This is a genomic window from Kitasatospora sp. P5_F3 (assembly GCF_054049135.1).
In genome coordinates this window covers 1-23,491 of sequence record NZ_JBFUMY010000086.1, presented here as the reverse complement: position 1 = coordinate 23,491, position 23,491 = coordinate 1, and the positions used below count along the sequence as shown (strand labels likewise).

19 protein-coding genes are annotated in these 23,491 nt (G+C 70.6%); 1 reads left to right on the top strand and 18 read right to left on the bottom strand.

Annotated features, from left to right (window positions below; genetic code table 11):
• Positions 1-78: 78 nt before the first annotated feature.
• From ACXJMZ_RS32205 to ACXJMZ_RS32185, 5 genes are all read right to left on the bottom strand, one after another.
• Positions 79-597 (bottom strand): GNAT family N-acetyltransferase, encoded by a 519-nt coding sequence (locus ACXJMZ_RS32205; protein WP_457033551.1) that lies wholly within the window; start codon positions 595-597, stop codon positions 79-81.
• 268 nt (positions 598-865) lie between these two features.
• Positions 866-1,321, bottom strand: a complete 456-nt coding sequence (locus tag ACXJMZ_RS32200; RefSeq protein ID WP_457033550.1) for a GNAT family N-acetyltransferase — start codon at positions 1,319-1,321, stop codon at positions 866-868.
• A complete protein-coding gene (locus ACXJMZ_RS32195) occupies positions 1,321-2,259 on the bottom strand; it encodes an RluA family pseudouridine synthase (RefSeq protein WP_057233125.1) in 939 nt (312 codons plus the stop codon). Before ACXJMZ_RS32195 ends, ACXJMZ_RS32200 begins: the two co-directional genes overlap by 1 nt.
• Before the next feature lie 70 nt (positions 2,260-2,329).
• A complete protein-coding gene (lspA, locus tag ACXJMZ_RS32190; protein WP_457033557.1) occupies positions 2,330-3,010 on the bottom strand; it encodes a signal peptidase II in 681 nt (226 codons plus the stop codon).
• A 76-nt stretch (positions 3,011-3,086) separates the two neighbouring features.
• Positions 3,087-3,590 carry a TraR/DksA family transcriptional regulator gene (locus tag ACXJMZ_RS32185; protein ID WP_457033549.1) on the bottom strand — a complete coding sequence of 168 codons (504 nt, stop codon included), beginning with the start codon at positions 3,588-3,590 and terminating at the stop codon, positions 3,087-3,089.
• A 577-nt stretch (positions 3,591-4,167) separates the two neighbouring features.
• On the opposite strand from ACXJMZ_RS32185, the gene ileS reads away from it, so the two are divergent.
• A complete protein-coding gene (gene ileS, locus ACXJMZ_RS32180) occupies positions 4,168-7,296 on the top strand; it encodes an isoleucine--tRNA ligase (RefSeq protein ID WP_457033548.1) in 3,129 nt (1,042 codons plus the stop codon).
• Positions 7,297-7,505: 209 nt separating this feature from the next.
• Here ileS and ACXJMZ_RS32175 read toward each other — a convergent pair whose 3' ends face one another.
• The 13 genes from ACXJMZ_RS32175 to ACXJMZ_RS32115 form a co-directional block, all read right to left on the bottom strand.
• Positions 7,506-8,810 carry a DivIVA domain-containing protein gene (locus ACXJMZ_RS32175; RefSeq protein WP_457033547.1) on the bottom strand — a complete coding sequence of 435 codons (1,305 nt, stop codon included), beginning with the start codon at positions 8,808-8,810 and terminating at the stop codon, positions 7,506-7,508.
• A gap of 49 nt (positions 8,811-8,859) precedes the next feature.
• Entirely contained in the window at positions 8,860-9,150 is a 291-nt protein-coding gene (locus ACXJMZ_RS32170) for a YggT family protein (RefSeq protein WP_057233071.1), read from the bottom strand.
• 87 nt (positions 9,151-9,237) lie between these two features.
• A complete protein-coding gene (locus ACXJMZ_RS32165; protein ID WP_057233070.1) occupies positions 9,238-9,846 on the bottom strand; it encodes a cell division protein SepF in 609 nt (202 codons plus the stop codon).
• A gap of 195 nt (positions 9,847-10,041) precedes the next feature.
• Positions 10,042-10,722, bottom strand: coding sequence for a YggS family pyridoxal phosphate-dependent enzyme (locus tag ACXJMZ_RS32160; RefSeq protein ID WP_457033546.1), 681 nt, complete (start codon positions 10,720-10,722; stop codon positions 10,042-10,044).
• 356 nt (positions 10,723-11,078) lie between these two features.
• Positions 11,079-12,266: a cell division protein FtsZ gene (ftsZ, locus tag ACXJMZ_RS32155; RefSeq protein ID WP_057233069.1), complete on the bottom strand. Its 1,188-nt coding sequence runs from the start codon at positions 12,264-12,266 to the stop codon at positions 11,079-11,081.
• Between the two features lie 388 nt (positions 12,267-12,654).
• Positions 12,655-13,437, bottom strand: a complete 783-nt coding sequence (locus ACXJMZ_RS32150) for a cell division protein FtsQ/DivIB (protein ID WP_457033545.1) — start codon at positions 13,435-13,437, stop codon at positions 12,655-12,657.
• Positions 13,430-14,536, bottom strand: coding sequence for an undecaprenyldiphospho-muramoylpentapeptide beta-N-acetylglucosaminyltransferase (gene murG / locus ACXJMZ_RS32145; protein ID WP_403038359.1), 1,107 nt, complete (start codon positions 14,534-14,536; stop codon positions 13,430-13,432). The genes ACXJMZ_RS32150 and murG overlap by 8 nt, the downstream gene beginning before the upstream one ends.
• 6 nt (positions 14,537-14,542) lie before the next feature.
• The gene (ftsW, locus tag ACXJMZ_RS32140; RefSeq protein ID WP_457033544.1) at positions 14,543-15,898 is read right to left on the bottom strand and encodes a putative lipid II flippase FtsW; all 1,356 of its coding nucleotides are present in this window, start codon (positions 15,896-15,898) and stop codon (positions 14,543-14,545) included.
• 43 nt (positions 15,899-15,941) lie between these two features.
• Positions 15,942-17,360 (bottom strand): UDP-N-acetylmuramoyl-L-alanine--D-glutamate ligase, encoded by a 1,419-nt coding sequence (murD, locus tag ACXJMZ_RS32135; RefSeq protein WP_457033543.1) that lies wholly within the window; start codon positions 17,358-17,360, stop codon positions 15,942-15,944.
• The gene (mraY, locus tag ACXJMZ_RS32130) at positions 17,357-18,418 is read right to left on the bottom strand and encodes a phospho-N-acetylmuramoyl-pentapeptide-transferase (RefSeq protein WP_057233064.1); all 1,062 of its coding nucleotides are present in this window, start codon (positions 18,416-18,418) and stop codon (positions 17,357-17,359) included. Before mraY ends, murD begins: the two co-directional genes overlap by 4 nt.
• Positions 18,415-19,815: a UDP-N-acetylmuramoyl-tripeptide--D-alanyl-D-alanine ligase gene (locus ACXJMZ_RS32125; protein WP_457033542.1), complete on the bottom strand. Its 1,401-nt coding sequence runs from the start codon at positions 19,813-19,815 to the stop codon at positions 18,415-18,417. Before ACXJMZ_RS32125 ends, mraY begins: the two co-directional genes overlap by 4 nt.
• Positions 19,812-21,368 (bottom strand): UDP-N-acetylmuramoyl-L-alanyl-D-glutamate--2,6-diaminopimelate ligase, encoded by a 1,557-nt coding sequence (locus ACXJMZ_RS32120; RefSeq protein ID WP_457033541.1) that lies wholly within the window; start codon positions 21,366-21,368, stop codon positions 19,812-19,814. The genes ACXJMZ_RS32125 and ACXJMZ_RS32120 overlap by 4 nt, the downstream gene beginning before the upstream one ends.
• A gap of 143 nt (positions 21,369-21,511) precedes the next feature.
• The gene (locus tag ACXJMZ_RS32115) at positions 21,512-23,353 is read right to left on the bottom strand and encodes a peptidoglycan D,D-transpeptidase FtsI family protein (protein WP_457033540.1); all 1,842 of its coding nucleotides are present in this window, start codon (positions 23,351-23,353) and stop codon (positions 21,512-21,514) included.
• Positions 23,354-23,491: the final 138 nt, after the last annotated feature.

Here is a 23,491-nt window from a genome sequence, read left to right as displayed (position 1 = left end):
CGACACAATGCCCCCAAAAACGTCCGGGTTGGAAAATCAGCAGTCAGCAGGGGGCCCGCCAGCCGGGCCCGCGGGTGGTCAGCAGAGCTCGCCGGGCACCACGGTGGCGTACACGGCGTCGTGCAGCGTCTGGGTGCTGGAGCTGCGGAACAGCTGTGGGCGGAAGCCGGCCCGGCGGAAACCGATGAAGGCTCCGACCACCTGGACGGGCATGTTGTCCGCCGCCGCATAGGCGTCGATCCGCTCCAACTCCAGCTGCTCGAAGCCGAATCGGCAGACCAGCCGGAGCGCCGAGGCGGCCACCCGGAGACTGCGGGCGGCCGGCAGCAGCCAGACCGCGACCTCGGCCGCGCCTTCGTCCGGCCGCAGGTCCGTGAGTTCGGCCCAGCCGACCGCAGGCCCGGGGCCGTCCAGCACGGCGAAGTACGCGGCCCGGTCGGCGGCCCAGAGCCCGGGGGCGACCTCGGTGATCCAGCGCACCGCCGACGCCCGGTCCGGGTGCGCGAGGACGCCCTGCATGAACTCCCGGACCAGTGGATCGCGCGAACCTGCCAGCAGGGTGTCCGCGTCCTCCTCGATCGGGCGGCGCAGCTCCACCCGACCGTCCTGAAGTGCCGGAACGGTGCCCGACGAACTCAACCGGCGCACCTGACCCCCAGCCCTATTCGCGCGTGTGAGCCGTCATCGAAGCATTCCAAACCTCCGATGCTCAAGCCACGGTGGGCCTCCGCGGGGGTTCTGCGGAAACACTGCCCGTGCGTACATCGGGCAGGGAGCTGGAAGGGCAGAAAAAGGGATCCGGGCAGCCCGCAGGCCACCCGGATCCCCGGTGTTTCACAGCTTTCGGTGCGTCAGACCCGGTGCGTCAGAGCTTCCGCGTCATGGTCCGGTGCGGGATTCCGGCGTCGTCGTAGACCGGCCCCTCGGCGACGTAGCCGAGGCGCTCGTAGAAGCCCAGCGCCTGCACCTGCGCGTGCAGCTCCAGCTCGGTGCCACCGTGCTCGCGACCGGCCTGCTCCAGCGCCCGGACCAGCTCGGCGCCGAGGCCGGTGCCCCGGGCGGCCTTGCGGACGGCGAGGCGGCCGAGCAGCACCCGCCCGGCGACCCCGGTCTTGGCGAGTGCTTCGGCACCGTGGATCAGCCGACCGGTGCCCAGCGCCATCCCGTCGCCGAGCGCCAGCACGTGGACCGCGGTGGCGTCGTACTCGTCGTACTCCAGCTCGGGCGGGACACTCTGCTCGACCACGAAGACCTCGTGCCGGATCAGTTTGACCAGCGCCAGGTCGACGTCGCCGGTGGCGACCCGCAGCTCGGTCGCCATCAGCTCTCCGAGGAGATGATCTCGAGCGCCCGGCGCAGGTCCTCCGGGTACTCGCTGTCGAACTGCACCCACTCGCCGTCGCCGGGGTGCTCGAAGCCGAGCGAGACCGCGTGCAGCCACTGCCGGGTCAGGCCGAGCCGCTTGGACAGCGTCGGGTCGGCGCCGTAGGTGATGTCGCCGACGCAGGGGTGCCGCAGCGCGGACATGTGCACCCGGATCTGGTGGGTGCGGCCGGTCTCCAGCTTGATGTCGAGCAGCGAGGCGGCCCGGTAGGCCTCGATCAGGTCGTAGTGGGTGATCGAGTGCTTGCCGTCCTTGGTGACGGCCCACTTCCAGTCCGAGCTGGGGTGGCGGCCGATCGGCGCGTCCACGGTGCCGCTCATCGGGTCCGGGTGGCCCTGCACCAGGGTGTTGTACTTCTTCTCCACGATCCGGTCGTGGAACTGCCGCTTGAGGTCGGTGTACGCGCGCTCGGACTTGGCGACCACCATCAGCCCCGAGGTGCCGACGTCCAGGCGGTGCACGACGCCTTGCCGCTCAGCCGCGCCGGAGGTGGAGATCCGGTAGCCGGCCGCGGCCAGGCCGCCGATCACGGTCGGTCCGGTCCAGCCGGGGCTGGGGTGGGCGGCGACGCCGACCGGCTTGTCGACCAGCACGATGTGCTCGTCGTCGTGGACGATTCGCATGCCCTCGACGTGCTCGGCGACGATCTGGACGGGGGCGGCGGGGGCCGGGATCTCGACCTCCAGCCAGGCACCGGCCATCACCCGGTCCGACTTGCCGGCCGTCACGCCGTCGATGGTGACCTTCCCGTCGGCGGCCAGCTCGGCGGCCTTGGTCCGGGAGAAGCCGAACATCCGGGCCAGGGCGGCGTCGAGGCGCTCACCTTCCAGGCCGTCGGGAACGGGGAGGCTGCGGGTCTGCGCTGCGGTACTCACCCGTACGAGTATGCCGGACCCGGCGCCACTACCGGACCGCACGGCCTGCGCGCCCGGCGTGATCCAGGTGCTACGCGCTCTTGTCTTCCTTGGTCACCTGGTGCACGGTGCCGTCCGGGTTGCTGCCGCGGAAGGAGAGCAGCACGACCAGGATGCCGCCGCAGACGATGGCCGAGTCGGCCAGGTTGAAGACCGCGAAGTGCTGGACCGAGATGAAGTCCACCACGTGCCCGCGGAACACCTCGGGCGAGCGGAACAGCCGGTCCGTCAGGTTCCCCAGGGCCCCGCCGAGCAGCAGACCGAGCGCGATCGCCCACGGCAGGCTGTAGAGCTTGCGGGCGATCCGCCAGATCACCACGATCACCGAGGTGGCGATCGCGGTGAAGACCACCGTCATCGCCTGGCCCATCCCGAAGGCGGCCCCACCGTTCCTGATTACCTGGAAGGTGACCACGTCGCCGATCACGTCGATCGGCTGGTGCCCCTCCAGCCTGGCCACCACCAGCAGCTTGCTGCCCAGGTCGATCAGGTAGGCGAGCAGGGCCACCCCGAGCAGCAGCGCGATCCGTCGGCGGCGGAGCGCCTCCCGGCGGGCCGGCTCCTCAGGGGTGATCACCGCGTCCTCCACGGCCTCGGCAGAATCGGCCTCCGCCGGTGCAGCCTCGACCGCTGCGGGCTCGGCCGGTGCGAGGTCGGCCGAGGCGGGCTGGACGGAGTCGTCCTGGGTCTGGGGAGAGCCTGGAGTGCTGATGATCCGCTCCGCTGCCGAGAGTGAACGAGTACTGGGGTCGAGCGTACGGTACCGCCCGACCCCCGTGGCCGACTCGTTACCTGCGCTCCTGCTTGGCCTTGCAGGTGACGCACAGGGTCGCCCGCGGGAAGGCCTGCAGCCTGGCCTTGCCGACCGCCTGCCCGCAGGACTCGCAGACCCCGAAGCCCACGCCCTCCAGCCGGGCCAGCGCCCGCTCGGTCTGGGCCAGGCTGTCCCGGGCGTTGTTGGCGAGCGCGAGCTCACTCTCCCGGCTGATGTTCTTGGTGCCGGCGTCGACCTGGTCGTCGCCCGCGCCGTCGTTGGAGTCCCGCATCAGGCCGTCCAGCGCCTGCTCGGCGGCGGCGATCTCGCTGCGCAGCCGGTCCGCGTCGTCGTTCAGCTCCTGGTGCAGCTCGGCCACCTCGGCCGTGGTCCAGGACTCCTCGCCGGGGCGGACCGGCAGCTCCGCCGGGTCCACCGACTCGGCCCCGCGTGCTCCGCTCCCCGCCGGGGCGTGCTTGCGGCTGGTCGCGGCCACCCGTCCGGTGCTGGTGCTGGTCTTCCGCCGTGTAGTACTCACGGTCCCCTCCCCTGAGTCGCCTGCCACGGCCTTGCGCGTCCGCTTGGTGACGGTAGTGGCGGTAGCACCACTTGCCTTCTCAGCCATGGCTTCGACCTCATCTACGAACGAAACGGACCGCCGGTTCCCGGCGGCCTCCGGTGCCGGAACGATAATCCCCATCGAATCCACCCACAACGGGACATACCGATAAGGCCCTGGGTTCCCACCCGGGCAGCCGCCCGAGTGCTGACCGTGTTGTGCCCAGATCGTCATCCGCTAACCACGCGTGTGGGCGCGCATAACGCCTTGCCGGTCCCGATACACTGAGCCTGCAAGGCGCTGATGGGACGAGTACCGACGTACGCAGCCAGGAGCGACCCGGGGATGGTGTGAGCCCGGGGGTGTGCGCGGCGGGAAGATCACCCCGGAGCCACCGGAAGAACGGCCTGACGGCCCATTAGACCCGGTAGCAAGCCCAAACAAGARGGCCGCAGTCCCCATCCGCGGCCAAGGAGGGTGGTACCGCGGGACGGCCCGGCCGTCTCGTCCCTCCGTCGGAAGGCTGTCCACGCATCCGTCGGAGGTAGACCCCGCGATGACCACGTACAACTCCGTACCCGCTCAGGTGGACCTGCCGGTCCTGGAGCACCAGATCCTGTCCTTCTGGCAGGACCAGAAGATCTTCCAGCGCAGCCTGGAGCAGTCCGAGGGCCGCCCCGAGTGGGTGTTCTACGAGGGCCCGCCGACCGCCAACGGCATGCCGGGCGCCCACCACATCGAGGCCCGGGTCTTCAAGGACGTCTTCCCGCGCTACCGGACCATGAAGGGCTACCACGTCGCCCGCAAGGCCGGCTGGGACTGTCACGGCCTGCCGGTCGAGCTGGCCGTCGAGAAGGAACTCGGTTTCGCCGGCAAGCAGGACATCGAGAAGTACGGCATCGCCGAGTTCAACGCGAAGTGCCGCGACTCGGTGACCCGGCACACCGACGCCTTCACCGAGCTCACCACGCGCATGGGCTACTGGGTCGACCTCGACGAGGCCTACCGCACCATGGACCCGTCCTACATCGAGTCGGTCTGGTGGTCGCTCCAGCAGATCTTCGACAAGGGCCTGCTGGTCCAGGACCACCGGGTCGCCCCGTGGTGCCCGCGCTGCGGCACCGGCCTCTCCGACCACGAGCTGGCCCAGGGCTACGAGACCGTGGTCGACCCCTCGGTCTTCGTCCGCTTCCCGCTCACCTCGGGCCCGCTGGCCGGCACCGCCGCGCTGCTGGTGTGGACCACCACCCCGTGGACGCTGGTCTCCAACACCGCCGCCGCCGTGCACCCGGACGTCACCTACGTGGTGGCCACCGACGGCACCGAGCGCCTGGTGGTGGCCGAGCCGCTGCTGGCCAAGGCGCTGGGCGAGGGCTGGGAGGCCACCGGCGAGTCCTTCACCGGCGCCGAGATGGAGCGCTGGGCGTACCGGCGTCCGTTCGACCTGGTCGAGATCCCGGACGCGCACTACGTCCTGAACGCCGACTACGTCACCACCGAGGACGGCACCGGCATCGTCCACCAGTCCCCCGCCTTCGGCGCGGACGACCTCGCCACCTGCCGCAAGTACGGCCTGCCGGTGGTCAACCCGGTCGAGGCGGACGGCACCTTCGCGGCCGACGTCCCGCTGGTCGGCGGCGTCTTCTTCAAGAAGGCCGACGAGGCGCTGGTGGCCGACCTGCAGGCCCGCGGCCTGCTGTTCCGGCACCTGCCGTACGAGCACAGCTACCCGCACTGCTGGCGCTGCCACACGGCGCTGCTCTACTACGCGCAGCCGTCCTGGTACATCCGCACCACCGCCGTCAAGGACGCGCTGATCCGGGAGAACGAGGGCACCAACTGGTTCCCCGAGAACGTCAAGCACGGCCGCTTCGGCGACTGGCTGAACAACAACATCGACTGGGCGCTCTCCCGGAACCGCTACTGGGGCACCCCGCTGCCGATCTGGCGCTGCGAGGACAACCACCTCACCTGCGTCGGCTCGCTGGCCCAGCTCTCCGAGCTGACCGGCACCGACCAGAGCGGGCTGGACCCGCACCGCCCGTTCATCGACGACGTCACCTTCGCCTGCCCGACCTGCTCGGCCACCGCGACCCGGGTGCCCGAGGTGATCGACGCCTGGTACGACTCGGGCTCGATGCCGTTCGCCCAGTACGGCTACCCGTACCAGAACAAGGAGCTGTTCGAGAGCCGGTACCCGGCCCAGTTCATCTCCGAGGCGATCGACCAGACCCGCGGCTGGTTCTACACGCTGATGGCCGTCGGCACCCTGGTGTTCGACAAGAACAGCTACGAGAACGTGGTCTGCCTCGGCCACATCCTGGCCGAGGACGGCCGGAAGATGTCCAAGCACCTGGGCAACACCCTCGATCCCATCCCGCTGATGGACCAGCACGGCGCCGACGCGGTGCGCTGGTTCATGGCCGCGAGCGGCTCGCCGTGGTCGGCCCGCCGGGTCGGGCACGGGGCGATCCAGGAGGTGGTCCGCAAGACGCTGCTGACCTACTGGAACACCGTCGCCTTCCAGGCGCTGTACGCCCGCACCGCCGACTGGGCCCCGTCCGCCTCGGACCCGGCGCCGGCCGACCGGCCGCAGCTGGACAAGTGGGTGCTGTCCGAACTCAACACCCTGGTCCGCGACGTGGACGCGGCGCTGGAGCTGTACGACACCCACCGGGCCGGCAAGCTGCTCTCCGGCTTCGTCGACGACCTCTCCAACTGGTACGTCCGGCGCGGGCGTCGCCGCTTCTGGCAGGGTGACGCGGCCGCGCTGGCCACCCTGCACGAGGCGCTGGAGACCGTGACCCGGCTGATGGCCCCGCTCACCCCGTTCATCAGCGAGCGGGTCTGGCAGGACCTGGTGGTCCCGGTGGTCGCGGACGCTCCGGCCTCGGTGCACCTGGCCTCCTGGCCGGTCGCCGACGAGGCGCTGATCGACACCGAGCTGTCCCGGAACATGGCGCTGGTGCGCCGGCTGGTCGAGCTCGGCCGGGCCACCCGCGCCGAGTCGGGTGTGAAGACCCGTCAGCCGCTGTCCCGCGCGCTGATCGCGGCGCAGGGCTGGGACGAGCTGCCCGGTGACCTGCGGGCGCAGATCGCCGAGGAGCTGAACGTCTCGGTGCTGGAGTCGCTGGCGGAGGTCGGCGGTTCGCTGGTCGACACCTCGGCCAAGGCGAACTTCCGGGCGTTGGGCAAGCGGTTCGGCAAGGGCGTGCAGGACGTCGCCAAGGTGGTGGCCGCGGCCGATGCGGCTGCGCTGGCCGCTTCGCTCCGTGCCTCCGGCACCGCCTCGGTCGAGCTGAACGGTGAGACCGTCGAGCTCGGTCCGGACGAGGTGATCATCACCGAGACCCCGCGCGAGGGCTGGGCGGTCGCCAACGAGTCCGGCGCCACCGTGGCGCTGGATCTGCACATCACCCCGGAGCTCAAGCGGCTCGGCATCGCCCGGGACGCCATCCGGCAGATCCAGGAGGCCCGGAAGAACTCCGGCCTCGACGTCGCCGACCGGATCGTGCTGCGGTGGCGGGCCGCCACCGAGGAGACCGCCGAGGCGATCGCCGAGCACGGCCAGCTGGTCGCCGACGAGGTGCTCGCCACCGACTTCCTCGCGGGAGCGGCGGAGTGGACCTCGGAGACCTTCACCGACGAGGGGCTCGGCCTGAGCTTCCAGCTCCGCAAGGCGTAAGCCCCGACAGGGGCTCGGGGAACGGCGACGCTACCTGGCGTGCGGGTCAACAGCGAAAGTGCCTGACCATTTACGCACGGGTGACCTTTTACGAGGTCGGCGTCGCAGTTCCCCGAGCCCCTGATGTGCCCTACCGGGCCGTGTGCCAACACGAGGGCGCCCCCACGGTGACGGTTCGTCACGGCGGGGGCGCCCTCGATGGTTACTGCTTAGTTGTCGCCGTCCTCGTCGATCAGGAAGCCACGCATCGGAGCGGGCGCCTGCTGCATCGGCTGCGGAGGCTGCGGCCGGACGGCCGCCATCGGCTGGGTCATCCCGGCGGGAGCCATCTGCGCGGCGCCGCTGGGGGCACCGTTCGGCTGGCCACCGAAGGAGGGCTGACCGTTGCCGCCACCGAAGGAGGACTGACCGCCGAAGGACGGCTGGCCCGCACCGGCGAAGGAGGACTGGCCGCCGAAGGACGGCTGACTGCTCATCGCCGAGGCACCGGCCGGCGGCAGCGAGGCGGTGGCCGGGATCCGCGGCGGGGCGAGCGAGTCGTCCGCCTGCGACTCCAGCTGGCGCAGCTGGGTCTCCAGGTAGGACTTCAGGCGGGTGCGGTACTCACGCTCGAAGGCACGCAGGTCCTCGACCTTGCGCTCCAGGGTGGCGCGGGCGGACTCCAGCGAGCCCATCGCGACCCGGTGCTTCTCCTGCGCGTCCCGCTCCAGGGCGTCGGCCTTGGCGCGGGCGTCCCGCTCCAGGCCCTCGGCCCGGCTGCGCGCCTCGCCGACGATCTTGTTGGCCTCGGAACGGGCCTCGGAGATCGCCTGGTCGGCGGTCTGCTGGGCGAGCGCGAGCACCCGGGCGGCACTGTCGCCACCGGGGGCCTGCTGCTGCTGCATCGGGGCACCCATCGGGCCGCCGAGCTGCTGGCCCATCGGGCCGCCCATCGGCTGCAGCTGCTGGCCGCCCATGGTCTGGCCCATCTGCTGCTGGCCCATCGGCTGCAGCATCTGACCACCCATCGGCTGCACCAGCTGCTGCTGGCCGCCCATGGTCTGGCCCATCTGCTGCTGCATCGGCTGCATCTGCTGCTGCTGGCCCATCGGCTGCAGCTGCTGCTGGTTGGGCTGGCCCATCGGGCCGCCCTGGCCGGACGGGAGCTGCGGCGCACCGGACGGCAGGCCGAGCGGCTGGTTGCCCATCTGCTGCTGCATCTGCTGCTGCTGGCCGGGACCCTGCTGCATCTGACCCTGGCCGGGCACCGGCGGGCCGGATATGGCGGCGGGGACGGGAGCACCCTGGCGGCCGTCCTGCGGCTGCTGCTCCTTGCGCATGTTGGCCTGGTTCTGCGCAGCGGCACGAGTGGCCGCGGCGAGCTTGGCCCGCAGGTCCTCGTTCTCGCGGAGCAGTCGGGTCAGCTCAGCTTCGACCTCGTCGAGGAAGGCATCGACCTCGTCCTCGTCATAGCCTTCACGCAGCCGGACGGTCGTGAACTGCTTGTTCCGAACGTCCTCGGGGGACAGTGACATCTCTTCACCTCAACGTGATCGTCGGCACACCGGCATCCTGTCGCAGCGCTCAAGACGGCAGAGTCAGCACGAGCGATCTCAGGACAAACACAATGATCATCAGTACGAAGAAGGACAGGTCGAGCGCCACGCCCCCGAAACGCAACGGCGGAATGAATCGCCGAAGAAGCTTGAGCGGCGGATCGGTGACAGTGTACGTGGCCTCCAGCACCACGACCATGGCCTTCCCAGGACGCCACGAGCGGGCGAACTGGAAGACCCAGTCCATGACAAGACGGAAGAGCAGGACCAGGAGGAAAGCACTCAGCGCGTAGAAGAGCACTCCCCGCACGATCCCCATCGCGTCTCCCTGTTCATATCCGGCATACCGGACGATCCGTCAGTCACGTACCACTGCCACGAGATCCACCGAGAAGTCGTGGTCGGGTCAGCTCTGGTTGAAGAACCCACCCTCGGCGATCCGAGCCTTGTCCTCCGCCGTTACATCGACGTTAGCAGGAGACAGGAGGAACACCTTCTGTGTCACTCGCTCGATACTGCCGTGCAGACCGAAGACGAGTCCAGCGGCGAAGTCTACGAGCCGCTTCGCGTCCGTGTCGTCCATCTCGGTCAAATTCATGATCACCGGGGTGCCGCCACGGAACTGTTCCCCGATGGTACGGGCCTCGTTGTAGGTCCTCGGGTGCAGCGTGGTGATGCGGTACGGCTCTCGTTCGTTGACGACCTTGGGCATGATCACCGGGGTGCTCTTCTCCAGGTTTTGGCGGCGGTCGGGTGTGATGGACGACACTGGGGCCATCCGCGGCTGCTCCTGCCGGATCGGCACGGCAGCCGGGACGGGCTGAGGCGCGATGTGGGCGACGGGCGCCGGCGCGGCGGGTGCCGCGGCGGGGCGCTCCAGGCCCTCGGTCCGTCCGGTTCGGATCGGCTCGGGGTCCGTGTCGTAGTCGTCGTCGGGGTCGTAACCCTGGCCGTCGTACGTCTCGTCCTCCACGAGGCCGAGGTAGACCGCCATCTTGCGCATTGCGCCGGCCATACTCCTGTCTCCTCCGCTCTGTGGTGGATCGTCACCGGCGGCCTTCGCCTGCGGGATTCCGCACACCACCCGACGCTCCGTCATAGAGTGGGAGTGGCTGCGGGTTTGCGATCGATCCACGGTTCACTAGCGCTGTAGCCAGCTGCTAGGTTCTGTCCTGTTTTGTCCTGCAGTCTGATCTACTACCCGGTGACGTTACCGGAGCGTCGACCGCACTCCGAGCACCGCCGTACCGACGCGCACATGTGTCGCTCCGGCTGCCACCGCCTGCTCCAGGTCACCGCTCATACCCGCCGAGACCATCGTGGCAGCCGGATGGCTCGACCGTAGGGCAGTTGAGATTTCCGCCAGCCGCTCGAAAGCCTTCGCCGGATCGCCCTTCAGCGGCCCGGCCAGCGGAGCGACGGTCATCACACCGGACAGTCGCAGCCCGGGCGTGTCGGCGATCGCGTCGGCCAGTGCGGCGACCTCCTCGGGGGCCGCCCCGGCCCGGCCCTCGCCCTCGCCGGCCTCCTTGTCGAGTGCCACCTGGACCAGGCAACCTACCGGCGGACGCCCGGCGTTGGCCACCGCGGCGGCCAGTGACCGCACCAGCCGGAGCCGGTCCACCGAGTGCACGTGGTTGGCGTAGCGGACCACCGAGCGGACCTTGTTGGTCTGCAGTTGGCCCACGAAGTGCCAGTCCAGCGGCAGTTCACGGCAGAGCTCGGCCTTGGGGGCCGCGTCCTGGTCGCGGTTCTCCGCCACGTCGGTGACGCCCAGGGCGGCCAGCAGGGCGGTGTCCTCGGCCGGATAGGTCTTGGTGACCACCACCAGCCTGACCGCGTCCCGGGCCCGCCCCGCCGCCGTACAGGCGTCCGCGATCCGGCGCTGCACCACCTCGAGGTTGGCACCCAGCTCCTCGTACCTGGCGCGCTGACCCGCGCGCTGACCCNGCCCGGTTCCGGTCCGTACAAGTCAGTCACAGTCGCCCCACACAGCTCGCCCTGGGCCCGCCGTCAGTTGGTAGGTGGCGTCGCGACGCCGGGGCACGCACCTCGACGGCTTGTCGTCGGTCGCCGATGCTCCGCATGGACTCCCTCCTCCGCACCGCCGAGGCACGCACCCCAACGCCGCTCCTTCTCCCACCCACCAACTGACGGCGGGCCTAAACACAGCAGATGATCGCACTCCGGACCGCACGATGCCCACCGTGTTCCCGTCGGGAACACGGTGGGCATCGGGTGCCTCGGTTACTTCAGGAAGTCCGGTACGTCGAGCTCCTCGGCCGGGTTCTCCAGCAGCGGCTGCCGGACCGGCTGCACCTGCGGGGGGACCGGCGAGGCCGTGGTGGTGGTGCCCTGCTCGTCCTTCGGACGGTCCGTCACCGAACCGATGCTGCCGTAGGACGGGCGGCCCGCCGGGCGCTCCGGGGTCGAACCACCGGCGGCCGGGGTGGACTTGACCACCGGGTCGCGGACGATGGCGGGCGGCTGGCCGCCGTCGAACCCGGCCGCGATCACGGTGACCCGGACCTCGTCGCCGAGCGCGTCGTCGATCACCGCGCCGAAGATGATGTTCGCCTCGGGGTGCGCCGCCTCGCTGACCAGCTGGGCCGACTCGTTGATCTCGAAGAGACCGAGGTCGGAACCGCCGGAGATGGAGAGCAGCACGCCGCGGGCGCCGTCGATGGAGGCTTCCAGCAACGGGGAGGAGATCGCCATGATGGCGGCCGCCTTGGCCCGGTCCTCGCCGCGCGCCGAGCCGATCCCCATCAGGGCCGAACCGGCGTCCGACATGACCGACTTGACGTCGGCGAAGTCGAGGTTGATCAGGCCGGGGGTGGTGATCAGATCGGTGATGCCCTGCACGCCGGAGAGCAGCACCTGGTCGGCCGAGCGGAACGCGTCCAGCACGCTGACCTGGCGGTCGGAGATGGAGAGCAGCCGGTCGTTCGGGATCACGATGAGGGTGTCGACCTCCTCGCGCAGCCCGGCGATGCCGTCCTCGGCCTGGTTCGCCCGGCGGCGGCCCTCGAAGGTGAACGGCCGGGTGACCACGCCGATGGTGAGCGCGCCGAGCGAGCGGGCGATGTTCGCCACCACGGGGGCGCCACCGGTGCCGGTGCCGCCGCCCTCGCCGGCCGTCACGAAGACCATGTCGGCCCCCTTGAGGACCTCCTCGATCTCCTCGCGGTGGTCCTCGGCGGCCTTCCGGCCGACCTCGGGGTTGGCCCCGGCGCCGAGGCCCCGGGTGAGTTCACGGCCCACGTCGAGCTTGACGTCGGCGTCGCTCATCAGGAGGGCCTGCGCATCGGTGTTGATCGCGATGAACTCGACGCCCTTGAGACCGACCTCGATCATCCGGTTGATGGCGTTCACACCACCGCCGCCGATACCGACGACCTTGATGACTGCGAGGTAGTTCTGCGGTGCTGCCACGTCGAAGGCCTCTCGCCTCGAGATTCCGGGTCGGCTTCCCCCCGTTTGTGAGGGCCGACGGATGTCGATGGGTGGGGAGCCCGGGGTATTTCCTGACTGTATGTCCGAAATTCCGACCACCGACCCGAACCCTAAACTTGACCTTTAGGGTTGTGGCTGTGCCTGCGTCACATCACCGTGGGACACAGCCTGGTGACACAGGACACTAGGTGGCAACTCATCCGTGTTCAACGAACACGCCGAGCTTCCCGTTTTTCTTTTGAGCCTATGTGATCATCCATCACCCGGTGAAACCGGGGTGACCACCTAGAGTCGGGGCGGAGCCGTTACTCCGTCAACACCGCCCTTGGGAAGAGAACTTACCGGATCTTCCCGACACGCCGGGCCATCATCCGCCGATACCGGGGGCCTCGGGCGCACTCACGTCGTAGATCTTCGCCTTCCGGGGCAGCAGCGCGGCCAGCACCTGGGCCTTGCGCACGGTCCGCTCCGCACTCCCCCAGCGCACCACCGCGCCGTCGGCGAGCTGCAGTTGGATGTCGTCGTAACTGTGTACCCGAACGGCTCCGGCCAGCTTGGCCACCTCCGGCGGCAGCCCCGCCGCCACCGTCACCGCGGCCCGCACCAGCTCGGACTTCCCGAACACCGCCAGGGCGTCGTTCGCCTGCTGACTGAGCGCCAGCTCCACCACCGGCACCCCGGCCGGCGGCGCGTCCTCGGTGGCGAAGCCGAAGCCGGACGCGTCGACCTGGGTGAACTTCCCGTCCTCGGTCCGCACCGCGGCCACCGGGCGCCGCTCCACCACCTTGATCCGCAAGGTGTGCGGCCAGCCGCGCCAGACCTCGACCCTGGCCACCCGCGGCAGCCCGGCCACCCGTCGCTCGGCCTCGGCCAGGTCGACCCGGGCCAGCGGGCCGTGCTGCCCGCTGCCCAGCACCTCGCGCACCTGGTGCGCCGTCAACTTGTCGCCGGTCAGCCCCTGGACGGCGACCACCCGGACGTCCAGCACCGAGGAGAAGAACACCAGCCAGCCGAGCGCGCCCAGGAACACTGCCCCGAGCGCACTCAGCACCACGATCCCGCGGCGGGAGAGCCGGAGCCGGGGAGCGTACTCCTCCTCGTCCTCCACCTCGTCCTCCACCGGATCGTTGAGGACCGGCGTCTCAGCCACGGCGGCGACCACCTCTGGCCGCTTCGATCGCCTCGTACACCATCCCGACCAGCAGGTCGTCGGCGTCCCGGCGGCCGAACTCGGCGGCGGCCCGGCTCATGTCCCAGAGCTTCTGCGGGTTGGTGAGCACCGGCAGCACGTTCTGCAGCACCCAGTCCGTGGTCAGCTCGGCGTCGTCCACCAGCAGACCGCCGCCGGCCTTGACCATCGGCTGGGCGTTCAGCCGCTGCTCGCCGTTGCCGATCGGCAGCGGTACGAAGGCGGCGGGCAGGCCGACGGCCGCCAGCTCGGCCACCGTCATCGCGCCGGCCCGGCAGAGCATCAGGTCGGCGGCGGCGTACGCGAGGTCCATCCGGTCCACGTACGGCACCGCGCGGTACGGCGGCATCCCGGGGATGTCGTCGATCACCGGCAGCTCGTTCTTCGGCCCGACCGCGTGCAGGATCTGCACGCCGTACTGCTGGAGCCGGGGCGCGATGGCCTGGACGACCTCGTTGAGCCGCCGGGCGCCCTGCGAGCCGCCGGAGACCAGCAGGGTGGGCAGCCGCTGGTCGAGCCCGAAGTAGTGCCGGGCCTCCGGGCGGACCGCGTTCCGGTCCAGGGTGGCGATGGTCCGGCGCAGCGGGATGCCGATGTACCGGGAGTCGCGCAGCTTGGAGTCGGGCGTGGAGACCGCGACGAAGTCGCTGTACCGGGCACCGATCTTGTTGGCCAGCCCGGGGCGGGCGTTCGCCTCGTGCACCACGATCGGCACCCCGGCGCGCTTGGCGGCCAGGTACGCGGGCATCGCGACATAGCCGCCGAAGCCGACCACGGCGTCCGCCTTGACCCGCTCGATGATCTCCTGGGCGGCCCGGACGGTGCCGCGCAGCCGGCCCGGCACCGTGATCAGTTCCGGGGTGGGCTTACGGGGCAACGGCACCGCCGGGATCAGCTCCAGCTGATAGCCGCGCTCGGGCACCAGCCGGGTCTCCAGACCCCGCTCGGTGCCGAGTGCGGTGATCCCGATGGACGGGTCGTGCCTGCGGAGGGCATCCGCGAGCGCCATGGCCGGCTCGATGTGCCCGGCGGTTCCGCCGCCTGCGAGTACGACATGCACCGAAATTCACCGCTCCCTGCGCTTCGGCTTCGCAGCCTCGCGCGCTGTGGTTCGTCGTGGCAGCACCCGGGTCAGGACAGATCTGAACCGGCTGTTAGAGCTCCTGGCGGCCAGCGCCGCCTTCGCCCCCGGCGAGCTGCGTGCGAAGCACAGCAGCACCCCGACGGCGGACATGGCCGACAGCATCGCCGACCCCCCGTAGGAGAACAGCGGGAGCGGGACGCCCGCGATCGGCAGAAGTCCCAGTGCCGACCCCAGGTTGACCATGGCCTGCGCCATGATCCAGGTGGTGGCAGCTCCCGCGGCGTACCTGACGAAGGGGTCCTTCGTACTGCTGGCCACACGGATACCCGCGTAGCCTAGTGCCGCGAAGAGACCGAGCACCGACAGCGTCCCCACCAGACCGAGTTCCTCGCCCAGTGCGGCGAAGATGAAGTCGGTGTGCGCCTCCGGAAGTTGGCCCCACTTCTCGACGCCCGCGCCGAAGCCGGAACCGAAAGGACCGCCCGCCGCGAAGGCGTAGAGGCCGTGCAGCGCCTGGAAGCAGTTGACGTTCGGGTCCGGTCTGGTGACGCCGATGCAGGCCAGCCGGTCCAGCCGGTGCGGCACCGTGATGATCAGCGCCGTACAGGCCACCACCGCGATGCCGAGCGTCGCGGCGAACAGCCGGAGCGGGGCGCCGACCAGCCAGAGCAGGCCGAACAGCATCGCGATCAGGATCATCGTGGTGCCCATGTCGCCGCCGGCCATGATCAGCAGCACCAGCAGCAGGGTGCCTGGCACCAGCGGCACCAGCAGGTGCTTCCACTGGTCCAGGGTCCTGGTCTTCTGCTTCCTGGCCAGCAGGTCGGCCGCCCAGAGCACCAGCGCCAGCTTGGCGAACTCGGACGGCTGGACCTGGAAGAAGCCCMGGTCCAGCCAGTTCTGGTTGCCGCCGACGTTCTTGCCGATCCCCGGCACGGCGACCAGCACCAGGGCGCCCAGCACCCCGAACAGCACCGGGTAGACCATCGCCCGCATCAGCCTGAGCGGCGTCCGGGCGAACAGCACCATCAGGCCGAGCCCGAGCAGCACGGCGATCAGCTGCTTGCGGAAGAAGAAGGTCATCGGCAGTTCCCAGCGCTTGGCCAGGATCTGCGAGGAGGAGAAGACCATGCCGAGGCCGAGCACCAGCAGCAGCAGCGCGGAGCCGAGGATCAGGTAGTAGGGCGTCAGCGGACGGTCCAGCAGATACCGGACCCGGCCCCGGAACGCCCGCAGCCGGGTGACCGGGTCGGCCGCCTTGAAGGTGGCGGTACTCGCCGAGATCACCTGGAACTTGGAGGAGCTGCGCTCCGGCCCAGCCGTTCCCTGACCGGCCATCAGACAGCTCCCCCGTAGTCGTACCTAACCCCTTGGGCCCCGCTCAGAGCGCCCGGACCGCCTCGGCGAAGAAGTCGCCGCGCTGGCCGTAGTTGACGAACATGTCCATCGAGGCACAGGCCGGCGCCAGCAGGACCGTGTCACCCGGTCGGGCGAGTCCGGCGGCTACGCGGACCACCTCGGCCATCGCCACCGCGCCAGTCTCACCCTGGGCGGCCTCGATCACCGGAACATCCGGCGCGTGTCGCGCCAGCGCCTCCCGGATCAGCTCCCGGTCGGCACCGATCAGCACGGCGGCCCGCAGCCGCGGCGCCGCGCCCTGCACCAGCTCGTCGAAGGTCGCGCCCTTGGCCAGGCCGCCGGCGATCCAGACGATCGGCTCGTACGCGGCCAACGAGGCCGCCGCCGCATGGGTGTTGGTGGCCTTGGAGTCGTCGATGTACGTGACCTCGCCGACCACCGCGACCTCGGAGATCCGGTGCGCGTCCGGACGGAAGGCCCGCAGGCCCTCCCGGACGGCCTTGGTGTCCACCCCGTACGCCCGGGCCAGCGCCGCCGCCGCCAGGGCGTTGGCGATGTTGTGCGGGGCGGGCGGGTTGACGTCCTCGACCGCGCCGATCTCGGCGGCGTTCTGCTGCCGGTCCGGGACGAACGCGCGGTCCACCAACAGGCCGTCCACCACGCCGAACTGGGACAGGCCGGGAGCGCCGAGGCCGAAGCCGATCGCCCGGCAGCCCTCCTCGACGTCGGCCTCGATCACCAGTTCCTCGGTGGCCGGGTCGGCCAGGTTGTACACGCAGGCCACCTGGTTGCCCTGGTAGATCCGGCCCTTGTCGGCGGCGTACGCCGCCATCGAGCCGTGCCAGTCCAGGTGGTCCGGCGCCAGGTTGAGCACGGCGGCCGAGTGCGGGCGCAGCGAGGGCGCCCAGTGCAGCTGGTAGCTGGACAGCTCGACCGCGAGCACGTCGTAGGGCTGCTCGGCGAGCACCGCGTCCAGCACCGAGACGCCGACGTTGCCGACGGCGGCGGTGCGCTTGCCGGCCGCGGTCAGGATCGAGGCCAGCATCTGGACGGTGGTGGTCTTGCCGTTGGTGCCGGTGACGGCCAGCCAGGGGGCGGGTTCGCCGGTCTCCGGCAGCGGCTTGCGGAGCTGCCAGGCGAGTTCGACGTCGCCCCAGACCGGCACCCCGGCCTGCTCGGCGGCCAGGAACAGCGCGCTGTTCGGCGGCCAGCCGGGCGAGGTGACGATCAGTCGGGTGCCCTCGGGCAGGGTGGCGCCGTCGCCGAGCCGGACGGTCACGCCGTCCAGTTCGGCGGCCCGGGCCCGCAGGCCCTCGCCGTCGCCGCCGTCCACCACGGTGACCAGCGCGCCGAGGTCACGGAGCACCCGGGCGGCCGAGATGCCGGAGATGCCCAGGCCCGCGACGACGACCGGAAGGTCCTCGAAGTCGACGGAGGTCACCCGGTCACCCAGCCCGCGTAGAACAGGCCGAGGCCGACCGCGACGCACAGGCCCTGGATGATCCAGAACCGGACCACGATCAGCACTTCGCTCCAGCCCTTGAGCTCGAAGTGGTGCTGCAGTGGCGCCATCTTGAAGACCCGCTTGCCGGTCATCCGGAACGAGCCGACCTGGATGACCACCGACAGGGTGATGATCACGAACAGACCGCCGAGCAGCGCGAGCAGCAGCTCGGTCTGCGAGCAGATCGCCAGACCGGCCAGTGCGCCGCCGAGCGCGAGCGATCCGGTGTCGCCCATGAAGATCTTGGCGGGCGAGGTGTTCCACCACAGGAAGCCGAAGCAGGAGCCCATCAGCGCCGAGGCGACCACCGCCAGGTCCAGCGGATCTCGGACGTCGTAGCAGCTGGCGGTGGCGGTGACCTGGACCGCGCAGGTCTGGCCGTACTGCCAGACGCCGATGAAGACGTAGGCGCCGAAGACCATCACCGAGGCGCCGGTGGCCAGGCCGTCCAGGCCGTCGGTGAGGTTCACGCCGTTCGACATCGCGGCGATCATGAAGTACGCCCAGATCACGAACAGCACCGGGCCGATCGACCAGCTGAAGTCCTGGACGAAGGAGAGACTGGTGGAGGCCGGAGTACGCCCGGCCTCGTCCTTGAACTGGAGCGACAGGATCGCGAAGGTCAGACCGACCAGCGACTGGCCGAGCAGCTTGGCCTTGGCCCGCAGGCCGAGCGACCGCTGCTTGACCACCTTGATGTAGTCGTCCAGGAAGCCGACCAGGCCGAGGCCGGTGGTCAGGAAGAGCACCAACAGACCTGAGGCGGTGGGCTTCTCACCTGTTATCACCTTGGTCGCCGCATAGGCGATCAGGGTGGCCAGGATGAAGGCGATGCCACCCATGGTGGGCGTACCGCGCTTGCTGGCGTGCGCCTTGGGGCCGTCGTCGCGGATCATCTGGCCGTAGCCGTGCTTGGCCAACAGCCGGATCAGCGCCGGGGTGCCGAGCAGCGTGAGCACCAGCCCGATCATCCCGGAGAAGAGAATCTGCTTCACTTCGCGGCTCCATCAGCCAGCAGGGCCTCGGCCACCCGCTCCAGACCCACCGAACGGGACGCCTTCACCAACACCACGTCCCCTGGCCGCAGCTGACCCCGCAGCAGCTCGACCGCCGCGTCCGCGTCGGACACCAGCACCGACTCCTCACCCCACGAACCTTCGTTCCTCGCGCCCAGTTCCATACAGGCCGCGTCGCGTCCACCGACCGCCACCAGCCTGGTGACGTCCAGTCGGACCGCGAGCCGCCCGATGGCGTCGTGCTCGGTGAGGCTGTCCTCGCCGAGCTCCCGCATCTCACCGAGCACCGCGAAGGTGCGGCGGCGCTCCGGGCCCCGGCCCCCCATCGACACCAGCGCCCGCAGCGCGGCCCGCATGGACTCCGGGTTCGCGTTGTAGGCGTCGTTGACCACGGTGACACCGTCGGCCCGTTCGACGACCTCCATGCGCCAGCGGGACAGCGCTTCCGCCTCGCCGAGCGCGGCGGCGGTGTCATCGACGGACATACCGAGCGCCACCGCCACCGCAGCGGCGGCGAGGGCGTTCGAAACGTGGTGCTCACCGTACAGGCGCAGTCGTACCGGTGCGGAACCGGCCGGGGTGGTGAGAGTGAACTGTGGCCGTCCGGCGTCGTCCAGGCGAACTCCGGTGGCCCGCACGTCGGCGTTCGGGCTCTCGCCGAAGTACAGCACCCGGGCCTTGGTACGCGAGGCCATCGCCCGCACCAGCGGGTCGTCGGCGTTCAGGATCGCGATCCCGTCGCTGGTCAGCGCCTCCACCAACTCACCCTTGGCCTCGGCGATCCCGGCCTTGGAGCCGAACTCGCCGACGTGCGCGGTGCCGATGTTGAGCACCACACCGACGGTGGGCGGGGTGATCACGGTCAGGTAGTCGATGTCGCCCTTGTGCCGGGCGCCCATCTCCAGCACCAGGTGCTTCGTGGTCGGCTCGACCCGCAGCGCGGTCATCGGGTGGCCGATCTCGTTGTTCATCGAGCCGGGCGGGAAGACCGTCTCGCCTCGGCGGGCCAGCAGTTGGGCGATCAGGTCCTTGGTGCTGGTCTTGCCGGCCGAGCCGGTGAGCGCCACCACCTCGGCGTCGGCCCGCTGGACCACGGCCCGGGCCAGCCGGCCCAGCGCCAGCTGCACGTCGTCCACCAGCACGGTGGGCACGTCCAGCTGACGGGTCGCCAGCACCGCGACCGAACCGGCCGCGACGGCCTGCTCGGCGTAGTCGTGCCCGTCCACCCGCTCACCGACGATCGCGACGAACAGGCTCCCCTCGGTGAGCTTGCGGGAGTCGTGCTCCACCGAGCCGGTGACCAGCGCGGCCGGGTCGGCGTTGTGCAGGGTGCCGCCGACGGCCTCGGCCACCTCGGCAAGGGTCAGTGCGATCACGGCTGCTCCACTACTCCTCGGCTGCCACGGTGCTCGATGGCCTCGCGCAGTACCTGCCGGTCGTCGAAGGGGCGGACCTCACCCCGGACGTACTGGCCCAACTCATGGCCCTTGCCCGCGACCAGCACGGTGTCCCCGGCGTGCGCGTGCTTCACGGCGTCGGCGATCGCCTCGGCCCGGTCCGGCACCACCAGCACCTCGCCGCGCTCGTCCTCCGGCACCTCGGTGGCGCCGTTCAGCATGGTGGCGAGGATCGCCAGGGCGTCCTCGGAGCGCGGGTTGTCACTGGTCAGCACCGCGGTGTCGGCCAGCCGGGCGGCGATCGCGCCCATCGGTCCGCGCTTGTACGGGTCGCGGTCGCCGCCGCAGCCGACCACCACGTGCAGCCGGCCCTTGGTGACCTCGCGCAGCGACTCCAGCACGGCCTGCAGGGCGTCCGGCTTGTGCGCGTAGTCCACCACGGCCACGTACGGCTGCCCGGCGTCCACCCGCTCCAGCCGGCCCGGCACGCCGGGGACGGCGGCCAGCCCGGCCACCGCCTGCTCCAGCGGCACTCCGGCGGTGGCCAGGGCGGTCAGCGCGCCGAGCGCGTTGGCCACGTTGAACGGGCCCGGCAGCGGCACGCTCGCCTCGGCCGACTGCCCGTCAGGTCCGACCACGGTGAAGGTCGAGCCGAGCGGGCCGAGCTGGACGTCCAGCGCCCGCCACTGCGCGGCCGGGTCGCCCTTGGCGGAGAACCCGGTCATCGGGATCGGCGCCTCGGCGGCCAGTCGGCGGCCGTACGCGTCGTCCAGGTTGACCACGCCGAGCCTGGCCTTGTCGGGCTGGAACAGCCTGGCCTTGGCCCGGAAGTAGTCCTCCATGTCCGGGTGGAAGTCCAGGTGCTCCGGCGTCAGGTTGTTGAACAGCGCGACGTCGTAGACCACGCCGTCCACCCGGCCGTAGCTGAGCGCGTGGCTGGAGACCTCCATCACCACGGCCTCGGCGCCGCGCTCGCGCATCACCGCGAGGATCGCGTGCAGGTCGGTGGACTCGGGGGTGGTCCGCTCGCTCTTGATCCGGTCGGTGCCGACCCGCATCTCCACGGTGCCGATCACCCCGGGGGTGTGGCCCGCGCCCTTGAGGCCGCCCTCGACCAGGTACGCGGTGGTGGTCTTCCCGTTGGTGCCGGTCAGACCGATCATCCGCAGGCCCGCACTGGGACGGCCGTAGACCTCGGCGGCCAGCTCGCCCATCCGGGCCCGCGGGCTCGGCACCACCAGCAGCGGGGCGCCGCAGTCGGCGGCCTGCGCGGCGCCGTCCGGGTCGGTCAGCACCGCCACCGCGCCCTGCCGCACCGCCTGGGCGGCGAACTTGGCGCCGTGGTGGTTGGCTCCCGGGAACGCGACGTACACGTCGCCCGGCCGGACCGCCCTGGAGTCGTGGGTGACGCCGCTGACCGGCGCCCCCTCGACCGGCGGCAGGCCGAGCAGACGGGCCACCTCGGCCAGCGGGGTGGGGCGCACGCCGGTGGGCCGGGGCGGGCTCGCGGAGATTTGATCGGGTTTCGGCACGGCCGGAAGGCTATCCGCCGCACCCCCCGAAGAGCCAAACGCGGCCCCCGACCCGGTATCTGCACCGGACCCGTCCGGAATCTCCCCCGAATCACCACGTGAGCTGGCGCCGGGCACGGGCTGGGACGGGGTCTGGCTGTTCATCAGGGCTTCCAGTCGACGGGGAGGTTGGGCGCCTCGCTGCCGCTGGGGGCGACGCGCAGGGTCTTCAGGGTGAACTCCATCACCTGCTTGAACACCGGACCGCAGAGCTGGCCGCCGAAGTGGCCGTTCTTCGGGTCCTGGATCACACAGGAGACGGTGACCCGGGGCTGCTCGGCCGGGGCGAAGCCGATGAAGGAGGCGGTGTAGCCGTTGTACTTGCCGGTCTTCGGGTCCACCCGGTTGGCCGTGCCGGTCTTCCCGGCCACCCGGTAGCCCTCGATCTTGGCCTTGGCGCCGGTGCCCTGCTCGTCCGAGACCACCGACTCCAGCATCTCGGTCAGGGTCTTCGCGGTCTCCGGCTTGACCACCCGGGTCTCCTGGCCCGGCCCGGCCGGCAGGTACCGGCCGTCGGGCCCGGTGGTGCCCGCCAGCAGACTGGGCGTCACCCGGACTCCCCCGTTGGCGATGGTGGAGAACACCGAGGCGGCCTGCAGCGCGTTCACCGACAGGCCCTGGCCGAACGGGATGGTGAACTGCTGCGAGCCGCTCCAGTCCTCAGGCTTGGCCAGGATGCCCTTGGTCTCGCCGGGGAAGCCGAGACCGGTCGGCTTCCCGATGCCGAACCGGCCGAGGTAGTCGGCCAGCACCTTGTTGGACTCCGGCTGGCTCTTGCCGAGCTGCTCGGCCGCCAGGATGGTGCCGATGTTGGAGGACTTGGCCAGCACCCCCGCCAGGGTCAGGTACCAGGTCGGGTGGTCGATGTCGTCGTGGAAGACCCGGTCCGAGCGCTGCAGCGTGTTGGGCACCGTGACGTGGGTGTCCCAGGCGGCCGTACCGGTGTCCAGCACCGCCGCCATGGTCATCAGCTTCGCGGTCGAGCCCGGCTCGAAGGCATCGCCGACCGCGGCGTTGCCGAGCTGCTCGGACTTGGCCGAGCTCAGGTCGTTCGGGTTGAAGCCCGGGGAGGCGGCCATCGCCAGGATCTGACCGGTCTTCACATCCTGGACGACCACATAGCCCTTCTCCGCCCCGGCGTTGGCCACCTGGTCGGTGATCGCCCGCTGGGCCGCCCACTGGATGTCCCGGTTGACGGTCAACCGCAGGTCGGTGCCCTCCACCGGGGACTGCTGGCTGCCGCCCGCGGTCGGCACCATCCGGCCGTTCACCTGGGCGTACGTGCTCTTGCCCGGCTTGCCCGCGAGCTCGTCCTGGAACTGCTTCTCCAGGCCGCCGGTGCCGATCCCGTCCACGTTCACATAGCCGAGCAGGTTGGCCGCCAGGCCGCCCGCCGGGTAGACCCGGCGCTTGCTCTCCTGGTTGATCACCCCGGCCAGCGGGTTGGCGCAGACGTTGTCCACGTACTGGCGGCCGCCCTGGTCGGCGGGCTTGCCGACCAGCTTGCGCTGGGCCCGGCAGGCGGCGGTGTCGGCCTGCTTGGCCAGCGTCGCCTTCAGGTCGGTGATCTGCTTCTTGGTCTCCGGGCTCTGCCGGGGCGCCAGCATCACCCACTTGGTCTTCGGGGTGCGCAGTGCGGCGGTGAGCTGCTCCTTGGTCCGGCCCAGGATCGGGGCCAGCAGCGCGGCCGCCTGCTCGGGCGCGTCCGGTACGAAGGACTTCTCGGCCGGGTACAGCGAGGGGTCGGCGGTGATGTCGTACGCGTCCACCGTGGTGGCCAGCGCGACGCCGTCGGAGGACGTTATCGAGCCCCGGTCGGCGGAGAGGGTGGCCTCCACGTAGTTGTTGGCCCCGGCGGAGGCGGCCAGCGCGTCTGAGTCGAGCAGCTGAAGCTGGATCAGGCGGCCCGCGAAGACCGAGAACACCAGCGCCAGCGCGACGGTCACCAGCCGCAGCCGGCGGCGGTGTTCTCGGTCTTCGCGGGCCGCCTGATCCAGCTTCAGCTGCTCGACTCAGACGCGCTGGCCGCCTCCGCCGGGGCCAACAACTACGTGGAGGCCACCCTCTCCGCCACCCTCTCCGCC

Coding starts and splice junctions, on each gene's coding strand:
- ileS (WP_457033548.1), top strand. CDS start 4,168: ATGACCACGTACAACTCCGTACCCGCTCAGGTGGACCTGCCGGTCCTG.
- ACXJMZ_RS32170 (WP_057233071.1), bottom strand. CDS start 9,150: ATGGGGATCGTGCGGGGAGTGCTCTTCTACGCGCTGAGTGCTTTCCTC.
- ACXJMZ_RS32175 (WP_457033547.1), bottom strand. CDS start 8,810: ATGTCACTGTCCCCCGAGGACGTTCGGAACAAGCAGTTCACGACCGTC.
- ACXJMZ_RS32165 (WP_057233070.1), bottom strand. CDS start 9,846: ATGGCCGGCGCAATGCGCAAGATGGCGGTCTACCTCGGCCTCGTGGAG.
- ACXJMZ_RS32200 (WP_457033550.1), bottom strand. CDS start 1,321: ATGGCGACCGAGCTGCGGGTCGCCACCGGCGACGTCGACCTGGCGCTG.